The organism is Allobosea sp. RAF48 (assembly GCF_052114025.1).
GTDB lineage: Bacteria > Pseudomonadota > Alphaproteobacteria > Rhizobiales > Beijerinckiaceae > Allobosea.
This window is the reverse complement of sequence record NZ_JBFRDZ010000007.1, coordinates 73,334-90,285: the sequence shown is the minus strand read 5'-3', so window position 1 is coordinate 90,285 and position 16,952 is coordinate 73,334. Positions and strand designations below refer to the sequence as shown.

Annotated in this window: 18 protein-coding genes; 8 read left to right on the top strand and 10 right to left on the bottom strand. The window is 66.6% G+C overall.

What is annotated here, in order from left to right; translation table 11 throughout:
• The first annotated feature begins 104 nt into the window (after positions 1 to 104).
• Both AB4Z10_RS14985 and eutC read left to right on the top strand, forming a co-directional pair.
• Entirely contained in the window at positions 105 to 1,493 is a 1,389-nt protein-coding gene (locus AB4Z10_RS14985) for an ethanolamine ammonia-lyase subunit EutB (RefSeq protein ID WP_441471181.1), read from the top strand.
• A complete protein-coding gene (gene eutC / locus AB4Z10_RS14980) occupies positions 1,490 to 2,257 on the top strand; it encodes an ethanolamine ammonia-lyase subunit EutC (RefSeq protein WP_441471180.1) in 768 nt (255 codons plus the stop codon). The genes AB4Z10_RS14985 and eutC overlap by 4 nt, the downstream gene beginning before the upstream one ends.
• Before the next feature lie 15 nt (positions 2,258 to 2,272).
• Here eutC and AB4Z10_RS14975 read toward each other — a convergent pair whose 3' ends face one another.
• The 4 genes from AB4Z10_RS14975 to AB4Z10_RS14960 all read right to left on the bottom strand — a co-directional run bounded on the left by AB4Z10_RS14975 (position 2,273) and on the right by AB4Z10_RS14960 (position 5,643).
• A complete protein-coding gene (locus AB4Z10_RS14975; RefSeq protein ID WP_441471179.1) occupies positions 2,273 to 3,322 on the bottom strand; it encodes a phosphotransferase family protein in 1,050 nt (349 codons plus the stop codon).
• 9 nt (positions 3,323 to 3,331) lie between these two features.
• Positions 3,332 to 4,549, bottom strand: coding sequence for an acyl-CoA dehydrogenase family protein (locus tag AB4Z10_RS14970; RefSeq protein ID WP_441471178.1), 1,218 nt, complete (start codon positions 4,547 to 4,549; stop codon positions 3,332 to 3,334).
• A gap of 8 nt (positions 4,550 to 4,557) precedes the next feature.
• Positions 4,558 to 5,304 carry an SDR family NAD(P)-dependent oxidoreductase gene (locus tag AB4Z10_RS14965; RefSeq protein WP_441471177.1) on the bottom strand — a complete coding sequence of 249 codons (747 nt, stop codon included), beginning with the start codon at positions 5,302 to 5,304 and terminating at the stop codon, positions 4,558 to 4,560.
• Between the two features lie 132 nt (positions 5,305 to 5,436).
• Positions 5,437 to 5,643 (bottom strand): CsbD family protein, encoded by a 207-nt coding sequence (locus AB4Z10_RS14960; RefSeq protein ID WP_047573131.1) that lies wholly within the window; start codon positions 5,641 to 5,643, stop codon positions 5,437 to 5,439.
• 159 nt (positions 5,644 to 5,802) lie between these two features.
• On the opposite strand from AB4Z10_RS14960, the gene AB4Z10_RS14955 reads away from it, so the two are divergent.
• On the top strand, positions 5,803 to 6,138 hold the full coding sequence (locus tag AB4Z10_RS14955) for a GIY-YIG nuclease family protein (protein ID WP_441471176.1): 336 nt from the start codon (positions 5,803 to 5,805) through the stop codon (positions 6,136 to 6,138).
• Between the two features lie 162 nt (positions 6,139 to 6,300).
• On the opposite strand, the gene lepA is transcribed toward AB4Z10_RS14955, so the two are convergent.
• Entirely contained in the window at positions 6,301 to 8,106 is a 1,806-nt protein-coding gene (lepA, locus tag AB4Z10_RS14950; RefSeq protein ID WP_441471175.1) for a translation elongation factor 4, read from the bottom strand.
• 251 nt (positions 8,107 to 8,357) lie between these two features.
• On the opposite strand from lepA, the gene AB4Z10_RS14945 reads away from it, so the two are divergent.
• Positions 8,358 to 8,960 carry a helix-turn-helix domain-containing protein gene (locus tag AB4Z10_RS14945; protein ID WP_441471347.1) on the top strand — a complete coding sequence of 201 codons (603 nt, stop codon included), beginning with the start codon at positions 8,358 to 8,360 and terminating at the stop codon, positions 8,958 to 8,960.
• Entirely contained in the window at positions 8,957 to 9,493 is a 537-nt protein-coding gene (locus tag AB4Z10_RS14940) for a GNAT family N-acetyltransferase (protein WP_441471174.1), read from the top strand. Before AB4Z10_RS14945 ends, AB4Z10_RS14940 begins: the two co-directional genes overlap by 4 nt.
• Positions 9,494 to 9,509: 16 nt before the next feature.
• Here the strand turns inward: AB4Z10_RS14940 and AB4Z10_RS14935 are convergent, their stop codons facing one another.
• From AB4Z10_RS14935 to hrcA, 5 genes are all read right to left on the bottom strand, one after another.
• The gene (locus AB4Z10_RS14935; RefSeq protein WP_441471173.1) at positions 9,510 to 9,923 is read right to left on the bottom strand and encodes a hypothetical protein; all 414 of its coding nucleotides are present in this window, start codon (positions 9,921 to 9,923) and stop codon (positions 9,510 to 9,512) included.
• 14 nt (positions 9,924 to 9,937) lie between these two features.
• Positions 9,938 to 11,203, bottom strand: coding sequence for an N-acetylmuramidase domain-containing protein (locus AB4Z10_RS14930; protein ID WP_441471172.1), 1,266 nt, complete (start codon positions 11,201 to 11,203; stop codon positions 9,938 to 9,940).
• Between the two features lie 16 nt (positions 11,204 to 11,219).
• Positions 11,220 to 12,425 carry a C40 family peptidase gene (locus AB4Z10_RS14925; RefSeq protein ID WP_441471171.1) on the bottom strand — a complete coding sequence of 402 codons (1,206 nt, stop codon included), beginning with the start codon at positions 12,423 to 12,425 and terminating at the stop codon, positions 11,220 to 11,222.
• A gap of 151 nt (positions 12,426 to 12,576) precedes the next feature.
• On the bottom strand, positions 12,577 to 12,831 hold the full coding sequence (locus AB4Z10_RS14920) for a DUF3297 family protein (protein WP_441471170.1): 255 nt from the start codon (positions 12,829 to 12,831) through the stop codon (positions 12,577 to 12,579).
• 214 nt (positions 12,832 to 13,045) lie between these two features.
• A complete protein-coding gene (gene hrcA, locus AB4Z10_RS14915; protein ID WP_441471169.1) occupies positions 13,046 to 14,131 on the bottom strand; it encodes a heat-inducible transcriptional repressor HrcA in 1,086 nt (361 codons plus the stop codon).
• A 142-nt stretch (positions 14,132 to 14,273) separates the two neighbouring features.
• Here hrcA and rph point away from each other — a divergent pair, with 142 nt between their 5' ends.
• The 3 genes from rph to hemW are packed head-to-tail and all read left to right on the top strand — an operon-like array spanning position 14,274 to position 16,836.
• Complete coding sequence (gene rph, locus AB4Z10_RS14910) at positions 14,274 to 14,990, top strand: ribonuclease PH (protein ID WP_441471168.1); 717 nt, start codon at positions 14,274 to 14,276, stop codon at positions 14,988 to 14,990.
• A gap of 2 nt (positions 14,991 to 14,992) precedes the next feature.
• Positions 14,993 to 15,640: an RdgB/HAM1 family non-canonical purine NTP pyrophosphatase gene (rdgB, locus tag AB4Z10_RS14905; protein WP_441471167.1), complete on the top strand. Its 648-nt coding sequence runs from the start codon at positions 14,993 to 14,995 to the stop codon at positions 15,638 to 15,640.
• Positions 15,637 to 16,836, top strand: a complete 1,200-nt coding sequence (hemW, locus tag AB4Z10_RS14900; protein ID WP_441471166.1) for a radical SAM family heme chaperone HemW — start codon at positions 15,637 to 15,639, stop codon at positions 16,834 to 16,836. The genes rdgB and hemW overlap by 4 nt, the downstream gene beginning before the upstream one ends.
• Positions 16,837 to 16,952: the final 116 nt, after the last annotated feature.

The following is a 16,952-nucleotide window of genomic DNA, read 5'->3' as shown; positions in this document are numbered from 1 at the left end:
GCGCCGAGGTGCGATGAGCCTTTGCCGCACGGCATGAATTGTGCTCGAAATCACATCGACAATGGTCGGCCCACAAGCCGGCAGCAGCGGAAAGGATAGGGTCCGTGGCCTACCGCCATGTCATCGGCTTGCGGAGCTATGTCTTCGAAGACCTGCGCGACCTCATGGCCAAGGCCACACCGCCGCGCTCGGGCGATCAACTCGCGGGACTTGCGGCCGCCTCGGCGGAGGAGGCCGTGGCAGCCCGGATGACGCTGGCCGATCTGCCGCTCAAGACCTTCCTCACCGACGCGCTGATTCCCTACGAGATCGACGAGATCACCCGCCTGATCCTCGACACGCATGACGCGGCGGCCTTTGCGCCGGTCGCGGGCCTGACGGTCGGCGGCTTCCGCGACTGGCTGCTTTCGGACGAGGCGTCGAGCGAAGCGCTGGCCCGGCTCGCCAGGGGCGTCACGCCTGAAATGGCAGCCGCCGTCTCGAAGATCATGCGCCTGCAGGACCTGATCGCCGTGGCGCGGAAATGTCGCGTGGTGACCCGCTTCCGCAACACGCTCGGCCTGCCCGGCACCATGGCCGTGCGCCTGCAACCGAACCACCCTGCCGACGATCCGCGCGGCATCGCCGCCTCGATCATCGACGGGCTCTCCTATGGCTGCGGCGATGCCGTGATCGGCATCAACCCGGTCTCCGACAATCTCAGCGTGCTCTCGGACCTGCTCAAGTTGCTCGACGAGGTGATCCAGCGCTACGCCATCCCGACGCAGGGCTGCGTGCTCACCCATGTCACCTCATCGATCGAGTTGATCGCGCGTGGCGCGCCGGTCGACCTCGTCTTCCAGTCCGTCGCCGGCACTGAGGCGGCCAATCGCTCCTTCGGCATCGATCTTTCCGTGCTGCGTGAAGGCTACGAGGCCGGGCTCTCGCTGAAGCGCGGCGCGCTCGGGCAAAACCTGATGTATTTTGAGACCGGCCAGGGCTCGGCGCTCTCCGCGGAGGCCCATCACGGCGTCGACCAGCAGACGCTGGAGGCGCGCGCCTATGCGGTCTGCCGGGCCTTCGACCCGCTGCTGGTCAACACCGTCGTCGGCTTCATCGGGCCGGAATATCTCTATGACGGCAAGCAGATCACCCGCGCGGGCTTAGAGGACCATTTCTGCGGCAAGCTGATGGGCCTGCCGCTGGGCTGCGACGTCTGTTACACCAACCATGCGGAAGCCGATCAGGACGATATGGACGCCCTGCTGACGCTGCTTGCGACGGCCGGAGTCACCTACGTGATGGGCGTGCCGGGCGCCGACGACGTGATGCTGAACTATCAGTCGACCTCTTTCCACGACCAACTCTACATTCGCGACCTGCTCGGCCTGAAGCGCGCGCCCGAGTTCGAGCGCTGGCTGCAGGAACAGGGCCTGACGGGCACAGATGGCCGGCTCCTGGCCCAGGCTGGTGCACCGCGCCTCGTGACGTCACTGGCGGAGATGGTGTCGTGAATACTCCCGATCCCTGGCGGCGCCTTTCCGCACTGACGCCAGCGCGCATCGGCATCGGCCGTGCCGGATCGGGCCTCGGCACGCACGAAACCCTGCGCTTCGCCCTCGCCCATGCGCAGGCCCGCGACGCCGTCCATGCGGAACTCGACACGGCCGCGCTCGCCGCCGAGCTGCGGTCGCTTGGGCTCGCCTCCCTTCAGGTCGCCAGCCGGGCGGCCGGGCGCGCCTCGTACCTGCTGCGCCCCGATCTCGGCCGCAGCCTTGCCGCGGAAAGCCACGCCGCTGTCGCGTCCGGCGGCAGCGGCGGCTGCGATATCGCGCTCGTCATCGCCGACGGCCTGTCGGCACAGGCCGTGCAGGCCCATGCCGCTCGCTTCGTCGCAGCTTTCCTGCCGCTCGCGGAGCGCAGCGGCTGGTCGCTGTCGCCGGCCGTCATCGTCTCGCAAGGCCGGGTGGCCATCGGCGATGAGATCGGCATGCTCTTCGGCGCAAGGCTGACGCTGCTGCTGATCGGCGAACGGCCGGGCCTGTCCTGCCCCGACAGCCTGGGGCTCTACATCACCTACGCCCCGCGCCCCGGGCGCAACGATGGCGAGCGCAACTGCGTCTCGAACATCCATGGCGCAGGTCTGGCGCCAGCCGAAGCCGCAGCACGCGCTGCCTGGCTGGTGGAGGCCTCGTTCGCGCGCGGGCTCTCCGGCGTCGCATTGAAGGACGAGAGTGCGAGCAACACCACCCCCCGCCTCGCCTCCGACACGATCTGAACACGCGGCACCCGATCAGAGCAGCTTGTCGGGACCGTCCATGGCTTCGAGCGCCCGCACGGCGAAGCGTCGCCCCAGTGGCGCTAACTCCGCAGCGTTGGCAGCCGCAGCCGTGCCCGCCCTGACGCGATCGGCAATGCCGACGAAAATCACGGCGAAACGAAACAGCGCGAAGGCGAGATGAAAGCGCGTGAGCGGCGCCGTCGGCACGGCATGGGCATAATAATGCGCGAGAAACTCGGCCTCTGTGGGAATGCCGAGCGCGGCCCGGTCGAGGCCGAGGATGCCGCCATATTCGTCGGGCGCCGTATGCCAGGGCATGGCGCAATAGCCGAGATCGGCAAGCGGATGGCCGAGCGTCGACAACTCCCAGTCGAGGATGCCGATCACCTCGGGCTTCTCGGGGTGAAAAAGCAGGTTGCCGAGCCGGAAATCGCCGTGGGCGATCGAGACCTGACCGTCATCGGGAGGGAGATGCGCCGGTAGCCAATCGGCGGCGGCCTCCAATTCAGGGATCGGTTCGCCCGGCGATTCCCGCAGTTGCCTGGTCCAACGCGCGATCTGGCGCTCGAAATAATTTCCCGGTCGGCCGAAGTCGCCGAGACCGACCGCGTCGGGCCTGACGGAGTGGAGCTTCGCCAGGGCCTCGGCCATGCCGAGATAGAGGCCGTGGCGCTCGGCCGGCGCGAGGCCGGGCAAGGCGCAATCATGGAAGACGCGGCCATCGAGCCGCTCCATCAGATAGAAGGGCGTGCCAAGCGGCTCGGGTTCGGCATGGAAGAGCACCGCGCGGGGCACCGGCACATTCGTTTGCGCCAGCGCTTCAAGAACACGGAACTCGCGGTCGATCGCATGGGCGCCGCGCAGGATCGGACCCGCCGGCTGCTTGCGCAGCACCAGCCGCTTCCCGCCATGATCGACGAAATAGGTCGGATTGGATTGGCCTCCGCCGATCCGCTCGATCGAGAGAGCACCCGGACCGAAGCGTTCGTCCAGGAAACCCGCCAGCGCGGCGGGGTCGAAATCGGCCTTGCCGCTTGGAGCCTCGCCGCCCTGCCCGGTCATCGCGACGCCTCAGCCTTGTGCCTGCCCGGCGACGGGCCAGCGCCAGAAATCGCGGCCTTCCTCGGTCAGGAAGCCGTTCAGCACCATCTTGTGGACTTCATCTGCGCCGTCGACCAGCCGCGCCTGGCGGGCGTAGCGGTAGATCCACTCCAGCACGGTATCCTTGGAATAGCCGCGGGCACCGTTGATCTGGATGGCGACATCGGCGGCATCGTGCAGGACATTCGCAACCTGGACCTTGGCCATCGAGACCTCCTTGCGGGCGAAGCCGCCACGATCGAGCTCCCAGGCCGCCTTCATCACCAGCATGCGGCCGATCTCGATGCGCATGGCGAGGTCGCCGAGCTTGAGCTGAATGCTCTCGCGATCGGCGAGGCGCTGGCCGAAGCCGTAGCGCTCGGCGGCATAGGCCTGCGCGATCTCGACGCAGCGCCTGGAGAGGCCAAGCCAGCGCATGCAATGCGTCAGGCGGGCCGGGCCAAGGCGGACCTGCGTCACCTTCATGCCCCTGCCTTCGCCGCCGAGCACATCCTCGACCGGAATCTCCAGGCCGTCGAATTCCAGCTCGCAATGGCCGCCATGCTCCTCCGGCCCCATAATCTCGATGCGGCGCAGGATGCGCCAGCCCGGCTGGTCGGCATGGAAGAGGAAGGCGGTGAGGCCGCTGCGCGGATCGTCCGAGGTGCGGGCGACCAGGATGAAGTGCTTCGCCTCCTCCGCCCCCGTAATGAACCATTTGCGGCCGCTAACAATGTACGTGTCGCCCCGCCGTTCGGCTTTGGTCAGGATCATCGAAGGGTCGGAGCCGCCGCCGGGGTGGGGCTCGGTCATGGCGAAGGCCGAGCGGACCTTGCCCTCGACGATGGGCTTCAGCCAGCGCTCCTTCTGATCGGGGGTTCCGAGCGCCTCCAGCACCATCATGTTGCCGTCATCCGGCGCCGCCGAGTTGAAGACGACGGGGCCGAAGATCGAGCGGTTCATCTCCTCATAGGCGACCGCCATGCCCATTTTGCCAAGCCCGGCCCCGCCGGTTTCCGGCTTGAGCTGCAGGCACCAGAGCCCAGCCGCACGGGCCTTGGCGCGCACGGTCTCCAGCAGGGGCAGCGCGATGTTGCCATGCGCGTCATAGGAAGCCCGATCCGCTTCGAGCGGCATGATTTCGCGCTCGACGAATGCGGCGATGCGGGCGCGATAATCCTCGATGCGGGCAGAAATCTCGAAATCCATGGCCGTTCTCACAGAGACGAAACGAGATGGCCGCCATCGACTTCGATGGTCGCGCCGGTGATGTAGCTGCCGGCGGTCGAGGCGAGCAGCAGAAGGGCGCCGTCGAGCTCCTCCGGCTTGCCCAGCCTTCGCTGCGGGATGCGCTTGATCAAGTTCAGACCGGCTTCAGTCGCGAAGAAATCGCGGTTGATGTCGGTCTCGATATAACCGGGGCAAAGGGCGTTCACGCGAATGCCGTCGCGTGCCCATTCGAGCGCCAGGGCCTTGGTGAGCTGGATGACGCCCGCCTTCGAGGCCGCATAGGCGCTGACGCCGCCGGCGACGCGATGGCCGAGGATCGAAGCGATGTTGACGATGGCTCCGCCGCGCCCGGCTTCGCGCATGCCGCGCGCCACGGCCTGGGCGACGAGGAAGACGCCCTTGAGATTGGTGTCGAGCACCGCATCCCAATCCGCTTCGGAAAGGTCGGCCGCCGGACCGGCGCCGCTGACACCTGCATTGTTGACCAGGATGTCGAAATGCCGGCCGGCGAGCGCATCGGTGATGGAAGTGGCATCGCCGACATCCAGCAGAATGTTTTGCGCAGTGCCGCCCGCGGCAGCGATCTCGCCACATGCCTGATCCAGCGCAGATTGCCGGCGCGCGGCGAGCGTAACCTCGACGCCATGGCGCGCGAGCAGCTTGGCGAAATGCAGCCCCAGCCCACCGGAGGCTCCCGTCACCAGGGCGCTCCTTCCTGAGAGATCCTCGAACATCCGGCATCCCGTTTCGAACACGGCTAAGTCTCGGCCGGTTACCGGCGGCGATCAAGGCGCCAAACGTCGAAGAGCCCCGGCGCGGGACGCCGGGGCTCCTTACTTCGTCACCACCGATCCGCGGCTGCCTGATTACTGCCAGGTCTGTCGGCCGTACCAGGCGTCGACATCGCTGCGGGCCTTGTCCTTGGCGAGGCCGTAGCGCTCCTGGATCTTGCCTTCGAGCTGGTCGCGCTTGCCGGCGATGACGTCGAGATCGTCATCGGTCAGCTTGCCCCACTGCTCCTTCACCTTGCCCTTGAGCTGCTTCCAGTTTCCTTCGACGCGGTTCCAGTCCATCGGGACCTCCTCGTTTGAGAGTGGATTCGAGAAAACAACGCGTCAGCAGCGCCATTGTTCATCGAAAAATGCCGCAGAACATAAAATACCCGGATAAAATATTGCCTTATTAAAATCCGGGTATTATTTAGCACCCGTCGAACAGGATGGGTTGGACCGATGCAGATCGCGGATAGAAAGGCGGCAACGGCCGCCTACAAGGAACGGAAATCGGTGGCGGGCATCTATGCCTTCCGCTGCGAGGCGAGCGGCCAGAGCTGGGTCGGCCGCGCGCCCGATCTCGCGACGATCGAGAACCGCCTGCGCTTCACGCTGCGCCACGGCAATCACCGGCAGCGCAGTTTGCAGGCGGCATGGAATGCGCTGGGCCCCGAGGCCTTCCAGTTCGAGGCGCTCGAAAGGCTGGAGGACGAGGATATCGTCTATGTGCGGGATCGCGTGCTGAAGGAGCGCCTCGCCCATTGGCAGGCGACGCTCAGCGCGGAGATGCTCTGATCGAGCGCAATCCTGGGCGGCGTCCCGGGCGGAGCGAAGCGCAGACCCGGGATCCATTCCGGAACGGTCCAGGCATGGATCCCGGATCGGCGCCGCTGGCGCGGCTTGTCCGGGATGACCGCCCCCCATTCTGAAAGGACGGATGTTTGGGGTCTCGCCCGCTCAGTCGTCCATCTTGAGGGCGGCGATGAAGGCCTCCTGCGGGATTTCGACCTTGCCGAACTGCCGCATCTTCTTCTTGCCTTCCTTCTGCTTCTCCAGAAGCTTGCGCTTGCGGGTGGCGTCGCCGCCATAGCACTTGGCGGTGACGTCCTTGCGCAGCGCCCGGATGGTCTCGCGAGCGATGATCTTTCCGCCGATCGCCGCCTGCACCGGAATCTGGAACATGTGCGGCGGAATCAGCTCCTTGAGCTTTTCGCACATGGCGCGACCGCGCGACTCGGCCCGCGTACGGTGGACCAGCATCGAGAGCGCGTCGACAGGCTCGGCATTGACCAGGACCGACATGCGGACGAGGTCGCCCTCGCGGTAATCGGTGATCTGGTAGTCGAAGGAGGCATAGCCCTTCGAGATCGACTTCAGGCGGTCGTAGAAGTCGAACACCACTTCGTTGAGCGGCAGATCGTAGACGACCTTGGCGCGCGAGCCGACATAACCGAGGTCGATCTGCAGGCCGCGGCGGTCCTGGCAGAGCTTCAGCACGGAGCCGAGATATTCGTCAGGGGTGAAGATAGTGGCACGGATCCAGGGCTCGTCGATCGCCTCGATCTTCATCACATCAGGCATATCGGCCGGATTGTGCAGTTCGAGCGTCGAGCCGTCGCGCAGGCGCAGGTGATAGACGACGGAGGGCGCGGTCGAGATCAGGTTGAGGTTGAACTCGCGCTCCAGCCGCTCCTGGATGATCTCCAGATGCAGGAGCCCGAGGAAGCCGCAGCGGAAACCGAAGCCGAGGGCGGCCGAGGTCTCCATCTCGTAGGAGAACGAGGCGTCGTTCAGCCGCAGCTTCGACATGGCGCCGCGCAGCAATTCGAAATCGGCGGCATCGACCGGGAAGATGCCGCAGAACACCACCGGTTGCACCGGCTTGAAGCCCGGCAGCGGCTCGGCGATCGGCTTCTTCTCGTCGGTGATGGTGTCGCCGACGGCGGTGTCCGCGACTTCCTTGATCGAGGCGGTGAAGAAGCCGACCTCGCCGGGGCCGAGTTGCTTCACTTCCAGCATCTTGGGCTTGAACACGCCGACGCGGTCGACGCCATAGGAGGCGTTGGCGCGCATCATGCGGATGGTCATGCCCTTCTTCAGCACGCCGTCGATGATGCGCACGAGCACGACGACGCCGAGATAGGCATCGTACCAGCTGTCGACCAGCATCGCCTTGAGCGGCGCCTCGGGATCGCCCTTCGGGGCCGGCAGCTTCTCGACGATGGCTTCCAGCACGCCCTCGATGTTGAGGCCCGTCTTGGCCGAGATCGGCACCGCGTCGGAGGCATCGAGCCCGATCACGTCCTCGATCTGCTCCTTGATCCGCTCGGGATCGGCAGCCGGCAGGTCGATCTTGTTGAGGACGGTGACGATCTCATGGCCGGCGTCGAGCGCCTGATAGACATTGGCGAGCGTCTGCGCCTCGACGCCCTGCGACGCATCGACGACCAGGAGCGAGCCCTCGCAGGCAGCCAGCGAGCGCGAGACCTCATAAGCGAAGTCGACGTGGCCGGGAGTGTCCATCAGGTTGAGGACGTAATCCTTGCCGTCCTTCGCCCGGTAATCCAGCCGCACCGTCTGCGCCTTGATGGTGATGCCGCGCTCCTTCTCGATATCCATCGAGTCGAGAATCTGCTCGCTCATGTCGCGGGCGGCGACCGTGCCGGTCTGCTGGATCAGCCGATCGGCCAGCGTCGACTTGCCGTGGTCGATATGCGCGACGATCGAGAAGTTGCGGATATTGTCGATGGTGCGGGTGCTCATGCGCGCGCCATAGCAGTGAAGCCGCTTGGCGCCAAGCGGCGGGGCTGTTCCAAGGCAGCTCCGGGGTGTTGTTTTTCCCGGAACCTCCGCGTCATTCCGGACAGAGCGAAGCGGAGATCCGGGGTCCACCGTGGAATTCCGGAGCCCGCGATGCCCCCCGGGGCCAAGCCGGGATCGTAGCAGAGGCGTTGTCGCAGGGCGCGCCTAAACGCATCTCTCTTGCAAATTCCAATATATAAGATTTATTCTCCATTCATGGAGTTCGAAAGCGATACGAAATCGACCGGCGGCTCGGGCAGCGGCTGAAAGCGGCCCGCCAGCGCTATGGCCTGACGCTCGAGGCACTTGCCGAGCGTAGTGCCGTCAGCCGCGCCATGATCTCGCGCGTCGAGCGCGGCGAATCGAGCCCGACGGCCGCGCTGCTCGTCCGGCTCGGCTCGGGGCTCGGCCTCTCGCTCTCGGCGCTGCTGGAAGAGGATGCAGGAAGCGGGCCGCTCATCCGCCGCGGCGCCCAGCCGGTCTGGCGCGATCCGGCAAGCGGCTACCTGCGCCGCAATGTCTCACCGCGCGGAACGGGCTCGGGCTTCGAGATCGTCGAGGTCGAGTTGCCGGCCGGAGCCGAGGTCCGCCTCGACAACGCGACCGGCACCCCGGCACTGGATCAGCAGGTCTGGGTGCTGCAGGGCCGGCTCGACCTGACGGTCGAAGGGATCCGCCACGAACTCGCCGAGGGCGACTGCCTGCAGATGCATCTGCGCGGCGCGATCATCTACCGCAATCCGGGCAGCGAACCCGTTCGCTACGCCGTCATCCTCGCCGCCAGAAGCGGCACCTATCCAGGACATATCGCATGAACGCGACCACGCTCACCGTCGCCATCGAGACGCTCGATGCCGAAGCAACTGAGGCCGCCATCCCCGCGCTCACCGATATCCTGCGCGACTGCGTCGCCAATGGCGCCTCCGTCGGCTTCATGGATTGGAACACTTCGGCCGACTATGAGCGCTTCTGGCGCGATGCCGCGGCCAGCGTCGCAAGCGGGCAGGTTATTCTGCTGGCCGCGCGGAATGACGACGGCATCGTCGGCACGGCGCAGTTGCATCTGATCGGCAAACCGAACCAGCCGCACCGGGCCGAGATCGCCAAGGTGCTGGTGCATTCGCGCGCCCGCCGTCAAGGCATCGGCGAGGCGCTGATGCAGCGCGCCGAGGCCATCGCGCGGGAAAAAGGCCGCGACCTCCTCGTGCTCGACACCGACGAACACGGCGCGGCGCGCAGGCTCTACAACCGCCTCGGCTGGACGGAGGCCGGCACGATCCCGCGCTTTGCGCTGATGCCCGGCGGGGCCGACTGCGGATCGACCTTCTTCTACAAGGATCTGCGCTGACGGAGCGCCCCTGCCGTCAGCTCTTGCGCACCCTGCGCAGCATGACGGTCGGACCCGCCTGCTTGCCCGTACTGCAGGAGACCTCGGCGATATCCGCGAATTGGCCGGCTTTGAACGTGCAATCCCGCGGGTGGCCGAACATGCGTTTGCCGCTGCAGTGAACGACGAAGCTGTTGACCTTTGCGCTTGCGGTGGCGCCGATCTGGGAGCCGCTGCCTGTCAGCATGCATTCGGCATAGCCCACGCGGATCATTTCCCTCAGCATCACCTCCTGGCCGACAACATCGATGGCCAGGCCGAGATGACCTTCGCGCTCGGCGAGGAGAACCCAGTCGCCCTTGAGATCCGAAAGGACGGGTGCCGCTGCGAGAGGCCCGATCACGGCGGAAACGACCCCGCAGACTGCGATGCCGCGGCACGCCATTCGCATGGATCTGCCTCGCATCATCCCCTCCAGTGCTCGACCGGCGCGAAGACCGCGCGCGACGGTGAATTCCTCTCGAAGCCTTTGCGGCGGTCGGCGACGCGCTCCTCCGCAATCCCCGCGATGCTGCGAAACAGAAACAACCCGGCCCCGACGGCCGCAGCCGGCACGAGGCCGGCGGACCCGAGATATGGCAGGGCGCCGACAGCGAGGTCGCCGAGAGATTTCGCCACATCACCAGCTCCGGACGCCGGCGTGAACATGGTTTTGAAGATGCCTTCGACCGCCTGGCCGACACCGGGCATCGCTCCCAGACCACCGAGGATACCGGCAGCGCCGACGCCGATGGCGGCCTTGCGGTTATTGTCGGCGGCCACGATTGCAGGCACGCCGTCGTCATACAGGTCTCCCGGCGTCGCCTGCGCGCGCGCCGGCGCGACAGGCATCGGCAACCCGCCCGCCAGAGCGAGCAAGGTCGCATCGTCGGGCTGTCCTGTCGCCGACAGGCCGTTCTGCACCTGGAAGGCGAAGAGGGCGCCGGAGGTGATTGGACCGAAGAGGCCGTCGATCTTGCCCACCGGATAGCCCAGGCGGGCCAGATGCTCCTGCACGCGTTCCATCTCGGTCCGCCCGCGCGTGACCGAGGGCGAGAGCGTCGTTGCGACGGCTCCAGGCATGCGTAGCCGCGCGGCCCAGGCCCCGTAGGCTGTTTCCAGCCGCGTGTCGTAGCGGTTCGCAGCGTAGCCCTTGCCGTTGTAGCGATACGCGAAACCCGCCCAGTCGCGGCTCCGCAAGGCCTGCATCATCGCTGGATTCGCCGCGATGAAGTGCAGCATCGCCTCGATCTGCGCGGTCGCGCCCGTCGCCATGCTCGCGACCATATCGGTGGCCGATGCATAGCCCAGCGCAACCGCGTTGAAGCCCATGATCTGACCAAGCCCCCAGGAGGCGGAGCGATTGGCGAGCTCCTCGTGGATCGCCCGGGCGCGCTGCAGCAAGCCCAGACGGCCCGCACGCCCCTGATCGGCATATTGGGAGGAGCGCTGCCAGCTCGGGATGGCGAGGCCTTCCGCTTCCGCCCGCGCCAGGAGAGACGGCGCGGCCTCGCGCAACAGCCGATGGAAGACATGCTTCTCGAACAGGAAGACTGGCGTGATGCCGTCAGCTTCGAAAGCGCGACCATTGCTCTCGACCTCGACGACGGCGAGAGCCACGGCGGGCTCCAGCCCCTGTGTCTGGGCCAGCCGCGTGATCTCGTTGACGATGTCCTGCGTGAAATCGACCATAGGCTCCCCCCTTCGATCAGAAACGCAGATTCGCGCCTGTGCGGTGTTCATCGACACGCTGGGCGGTGGTCGCCTGCGCATTGCGCCAGAGCATGACGGCAAGCCCGATCAAGACGAGCCAGACCCCGCCCTTGGCCCCCAGAAGGACCGGCAAGATCGTAGGCAGGGGGCTTCCCGCCTCCTGGGCAACGGCTGCAGGCATGACCCAATCCGTCACGGAGGGCGATTGCACGATCTGCGTTGAAGCCGCTTCGGCCCGGGTGGCCAACTGGCCCGTCCTCTCGAAAAGGTCGGTTCGCGCATCGGTCAGTCCCAATATGCCGAACAGGGCGGTCGCGAGCGCCAGCCAGCGACCGCGGTCGGTCAGCGCAATCGTCTCGGAGCCCTCCCGCTTCAGATCCCGCGCCGTCTCGTTGCGCCGCTCCGGCCAGAGTGGCATCGGTTCGCCCCTGCGAAGCTGGAACCAGGTCCGCGCGTCGACGATGCCGGTGGGCGCAATGCCATTGGCCTGCTGGAACGAGAAGACGGCCGTCATCGTCCGCAGCCCGTAGTCGCCGTCGTCCCTCCCGGCCGGATAGCCCTGATCGTTCAGGAGCCCCTGAACGGCCTTGATCTGATCGACGGAATCGGGATTTGCGCCGGGGCGGAGCGGCAAGAATTCAAGGAGGCCTTGCCCGCCATCGATCGCGCCAAGCACCCCGCGCTGCTCATCCTCCAGCGCATCCGTCGTGATCTGATCGTCCGGTACGCCGAGCTGCAAGATATTCGGCAAGAGGCCGCTGGTCGCAACCGGAGCGCGCTCGGTTGGCCAACGATAACCAAGCAGCCGGGATTTCGGATAGCTGGAGACCTTGACGCTGTCCCCCTGATTGCCGCCGAGCACGAACAGGTGCTCATCATCCTCGCGCAGGAAGAAGCCGACATGGCCATAAGAGCTGTTCGCCTCGTTGCGAGAGAGGACGACGATGCAACCTTCGCGTGGCTCTTCGAGCTTCACGCCGAGGTTGAGATAGCTGCGGGCCATCAGCGAGCGGCTCGAGGAGTAGCCGGAAAGCACGAGGCAGGCGCCGGCGAAAGCCGCACACCACGCGTGCTCGTCGCTGCGGACCTGGCCGTGTCCCGACAGGCGGAACATCTCCAAAATCCGCGGTTCCGCTGCTGCGCCCTTGTATTCGGTGATGCCCCGGAGGGTATTCGCGATCAGCCACCACGGAGCCAACATGCGCACCTCACACAACTTATGGTTGCATGATCAATGCATATGCGCCTCCCCGACGCAATGCCGCAGCGGCAACTGCGTTAACGACAGAGGCCCGGCAGTGCACCGGCCACTGCCCGGCGCCTCGTTTCCGCAGCCCTGCAGAAGGCCGCGATCAGCCTTCGGCCTGAGCCTCGCCGCGGATATAGGGCTCGACAGGGCCCTTCAGCGTGATCGTCATCGGGCGGCCGAAGCGATCCTTGGCGTTGCCGGCCGCGACCTTCACCCAGCCTTCGGAGACGCAATATTCCTCGACATTGGTCTTCTCGACGCCCTTGAAACGGATGCCGATGTCGCGCGCCAGCACCTCGGCGTCGTAAAACGGGCTGTCCGGGTTGACGGAGAGGCGGTCGGGAAGCTGGTCTGACATGGGCTTTGGCTCTTGTGGATTCGGGGGCGCTTTCGCGCGGAGATAGCCTCATCCGCGACGGAAGCCAAATTCTTCAAGATGGAAACGCGTCGTCATCCCGGGCGAGCGGCGAAACCGCGCCGATCCGGAAGCCCTGGCGGCGTTCCGGTTTTCTTCGATGGCTTGCGGGCCACGCCCGGAACAACGGCGTACTTCCTCAGACAGATGCTGCGCGTCAGCGTTCGCCGTCGAGCAGGCTGCCGACCACCTTGGCGGTGTAGTCGACCATCGGGACGATGCGGGCATAGTTCAGACGCGTCGGGCCGATGATGCCGACGACGCCGACGATGCGCTGCTCGGCATCGCGGAAGGGGGCCGCCACCATCGAGGAGCCCGACATCGAGAACAGCTTGTTCTCCGAGCCGATGAAGATGCGCACGCCGTCGCCATCCTCCGCTCGCGACAGAAGATCGATCACGTCGGTCTGGGTCTCGAGATCGCCGAAGAGCAGGCGGATGCGCTCGAGGTCCTCCTGCGCCTTCAGGTCCTCGAGCAGGTTCGCCTGGCCGCGGACGATCAGGTGCCGGTCGCTGCTCGGGCCCGACGAAGTGGCGATGCCGTTCTCGACCAGCCGGGCGGTCAGCGCATCGAGCTCGCGCTCCATCTGCGTGCGCTGGGTCGCGATCTCGCCGCGCAATTCGGCGAGCGTCTTGCCGATGATACGCGCGTTGAGGAAGTTCGCGGCCTCGCTCAGCGCCGAAGCCGGCAGGCCGGGCGGCAGCGCCAGCAGGCGGTTCTCGACCGTGCCGTCCTCCGCGACGAGCACGACCAGCGCACGGGCGGGATCGAGCCGGACGAACTCGATGTGCTTGAGCCTTGGATCAGCCTTGGTGGTGACGACGACACCAGCGCCGCGCGACAGGCCGGAGAGCAGCGCCGAGGCCTCGGTCAGCGTCTGGTCGAGGCTGCGGTTGGTTGCGGCAGCCCTGATCTGTGCCTCGATGCGCTTGCGCTCGTCGGAGGTGAGGTTGCCGACCTCCATCATCGCATCGACGAAGAAGCGCAGGCCTCGTTCCGTAGGAAGGCGCCCCGCAGAGGTGTGCGGCGCGTAGATCAGCCCGGCCAGCTCCAGATCGGTCATGACGTTGCGCACCGTCGCCGGCGAGAGCGACATCGGCAGCAGGCGCGCGATGTTGCGCGAGCCGACAGGCTCGCCGGTCGTCAGAAAGCCGTCGACGATCTGGCGGAATATCTCGCGCGAGCGCTGATCGGTCTCGACCAGGCTGCTTATCGTCTCGGGGCGGGGCGTGTGGGCGCTCATGAACCTTTACGGGCGAACCGTTCCTCTGTCCTATTGTCGTCACGCGATGCGCATGGATCAAGGGGTAGAAAGCCCCCCTGCCTTGCCGTACCGGGCGGGAGAGCCTAAAAGCCGCCACTTCTCCGCAAGACAGGATCATTTCATGCGACCCTCCAAACGCGCCGCCGACGAGATGCGCAAGGTCACGCTCGAACGCGGCGTGGTGCGCTATGCCGAGGGCTCCTGCATGGTGACGTTCGGCGAGACCAAGGTGCTCTGCGCCGCCACCGTCGAGGAAAAGGGCCCGCCGTGGCTGCGCGGCACCGGCAAGGGCTGGGTCACCGCCGAGTATTCGATGCTGCCGCGCGCAACGCATGAGCGCACGCGCCGCGAGGTTACCTCCGGCAAACCCTCTGGCCGCACGCAGGAGATCCAGCGACTGGTCGGGCGCTCGCTTCGCGCCGTCGTCGACCTGACCGCGATCGGCGAGCGCCAGATCGTCGTCGACTGCGACGTGCTGCAGGCCGATGGCGGCACCCGGACGGCGTCGATCACCGGCGCCTGGGTGGCGCTGCACGACGCGTTGAAATGGATGGAAGGCCGCGGGCTCCTCAAGGGCACCAACCCGCTGAAGGACCATGTCGCCGCCGTCTCCTGCGGCATCGTCGCCGGCCAGCCGGTGATCGACCTCGACTATGTCGAGGATTCCGGCGCGCAGACCGACGCGAATTTCGTCATCACCGGCACGGGCGGCCTCGTCGAGGTGCAGGGTACGGCGGAAGGCGCGCCGTTCTCGGAGGAGGAGCTGCTTTCGCTGCTCAAGCTCGCCAAGGGCGGCGTTTCCAAGCTGGTCGCCCTCCAGAAGGCGGCTGTGGCCTGACGATGAGCCAGCACCGCCTCCTCACCGGCAAGGTCGTGATCGCGACCCACAACCAGGGCAAGCTGCGCGAGATGCGACAGCTTCTGGCTCCCTACGGCATCGAGCTCGTCTCGGCCGGGGAGCTCGGCCTGCCCGAGCCGGTCGAGGACGGCACCATGTTCTCGGAGAATGCGGCGATCAAGGCGGTCGCCGCGACCAGGGCGAGCGGCCTGCCTGCGCTCTCCGACGACTCGGGCGTCTGCATCGACGCGCTCGACGGTGCACCCGGTCTGTTCTCTGCCAATTGGGCCGGTCCGGGCAAGGATTTCGCCCCCGCGATCGCGCGCGTGCAGATCGAACTGGCCAAGCGCGGCGCCGCCACGCCCGACAAGCGCGGGGCGCATTTCGTTTCGGCGCTGGTGATCGCCTGGCCGGACGGCCATCAGGAGCTGTTCGAGGGCCGCGTCTTCGGCACGATCACTCATGAGGTCCGTGGCGCGGGCGGCTTCGGCTACGACCCGATCTTCCTGCCTGACGGGCACGCGAAGACCTTCGGCGAGATGACAGCGGCCGAGAAGCACGGCATCCCGGCCGATGGCTCCCCCGGCCTGTCCCACCGGGCGCGCGCCTTCCATGTCCTTGCCGCCGCCTGCCTGAGGAAACCGGCATGAGCACCGCGGCCGCCCTTGCGGAGCGGCCCACCGCCCCGCATCCGACAACAGATGCGGGCTTCGCCGTCTATGTGCACTGGCCGTTCTGCCTGGCCAAATGCCCCTATTGCGACTTCAACAGCCATGTCCGGCTGCAACCGCCGGACCAGGCCCGTTACATCGCAGCCTTCCGCCGCGAGATCGCGCATCGCGCCGCGCTGGTGCCCGGCCGCACGGTCTCCTCGATCTTCTTCGGCGGCGGCACGCCCTCGCTCATGGAAGGCCGCACGGTCGGCGCGATCCTCGATGCGATCGGGGAGCACTGGGCAGTCGATCCGAAGTGCGAAGTGACGCTGGAGGCGAACCCGACCAGCGTCGAGGCCGGGCGCTTCCGCGACTTCAGGGCTGCCGGCGTCAACCGCGTCTCGCTCGGCGTGCAGGCGCTGAACGACTCCGATCTCAAGGCGCTCGGCCGCATGCACTCCGCCGAGGAAGCGCTGGCGGCGGTCGCGATCGCGCGGAAATATTTCGAGCGCTATTCCTTCGACCTGATCTACGCCCGTTCGCCGATGCAGACGCCCGCGCTCTGGCGCGCCGAGCTGGAGCTGGCGATCAGCCATGCGGCCGAGCACCTCTCGCTCTACCAGCTCACCATCGAGCCGGGCACGGCCTTCGAGCGGCTGTTCCGGGCCGGCAAGCTCGCGATTCCCGACCATGATGCCGGCGCGGCGCTCTACGAGATCACGCAAGAGGTGACAGCCAAGCACGGCCTGCCGGTCTACGAGATCTCGAACCACGCGCGGCCGGGCGCGGAATGCCGCCACAACCTCGTCTATTGGCACTATGGCGAATATGCCGGCGTCGGCCCCGGCGCCCATGGCAGGCTGGTGACGACGCAGGGCCGCATGGCGCATTCGACCGAGAAGCGACCGGAAATCTGGCTGGAGCGGGTCGAAGCTGAAGGCCACGCCCTGGTCGAGGACGAGCGGCTGAGCGAGGAATCGCAAGGCGACGAATACCTGCTGATGGGGCTGCGGCTGGTCGAAGGCATCGACCCGGCGGTGTTCAAGGCGCTGGCGGGCCGCGAGCTCAACGCCAACCGCGTCGCCAGCCTGATCGACGAGAAGCTCCTGATGCACCGGCATGGCGGCCGGCTCGCGGCGACGCCGGATGGCGCACTGCTGCTCGACGCGCTGGTGGCCGATCTGGCGGCCTGAGTTTCGCCGGCTTTCGCGGCCCCCCCGCCGTCATGCTCGCCCTTGCGGCGAGCATCCATGTCTTGAACACGTCCCTCGACCAGCGAAGACGTGGATGGTCGGAACAAACCCGACCA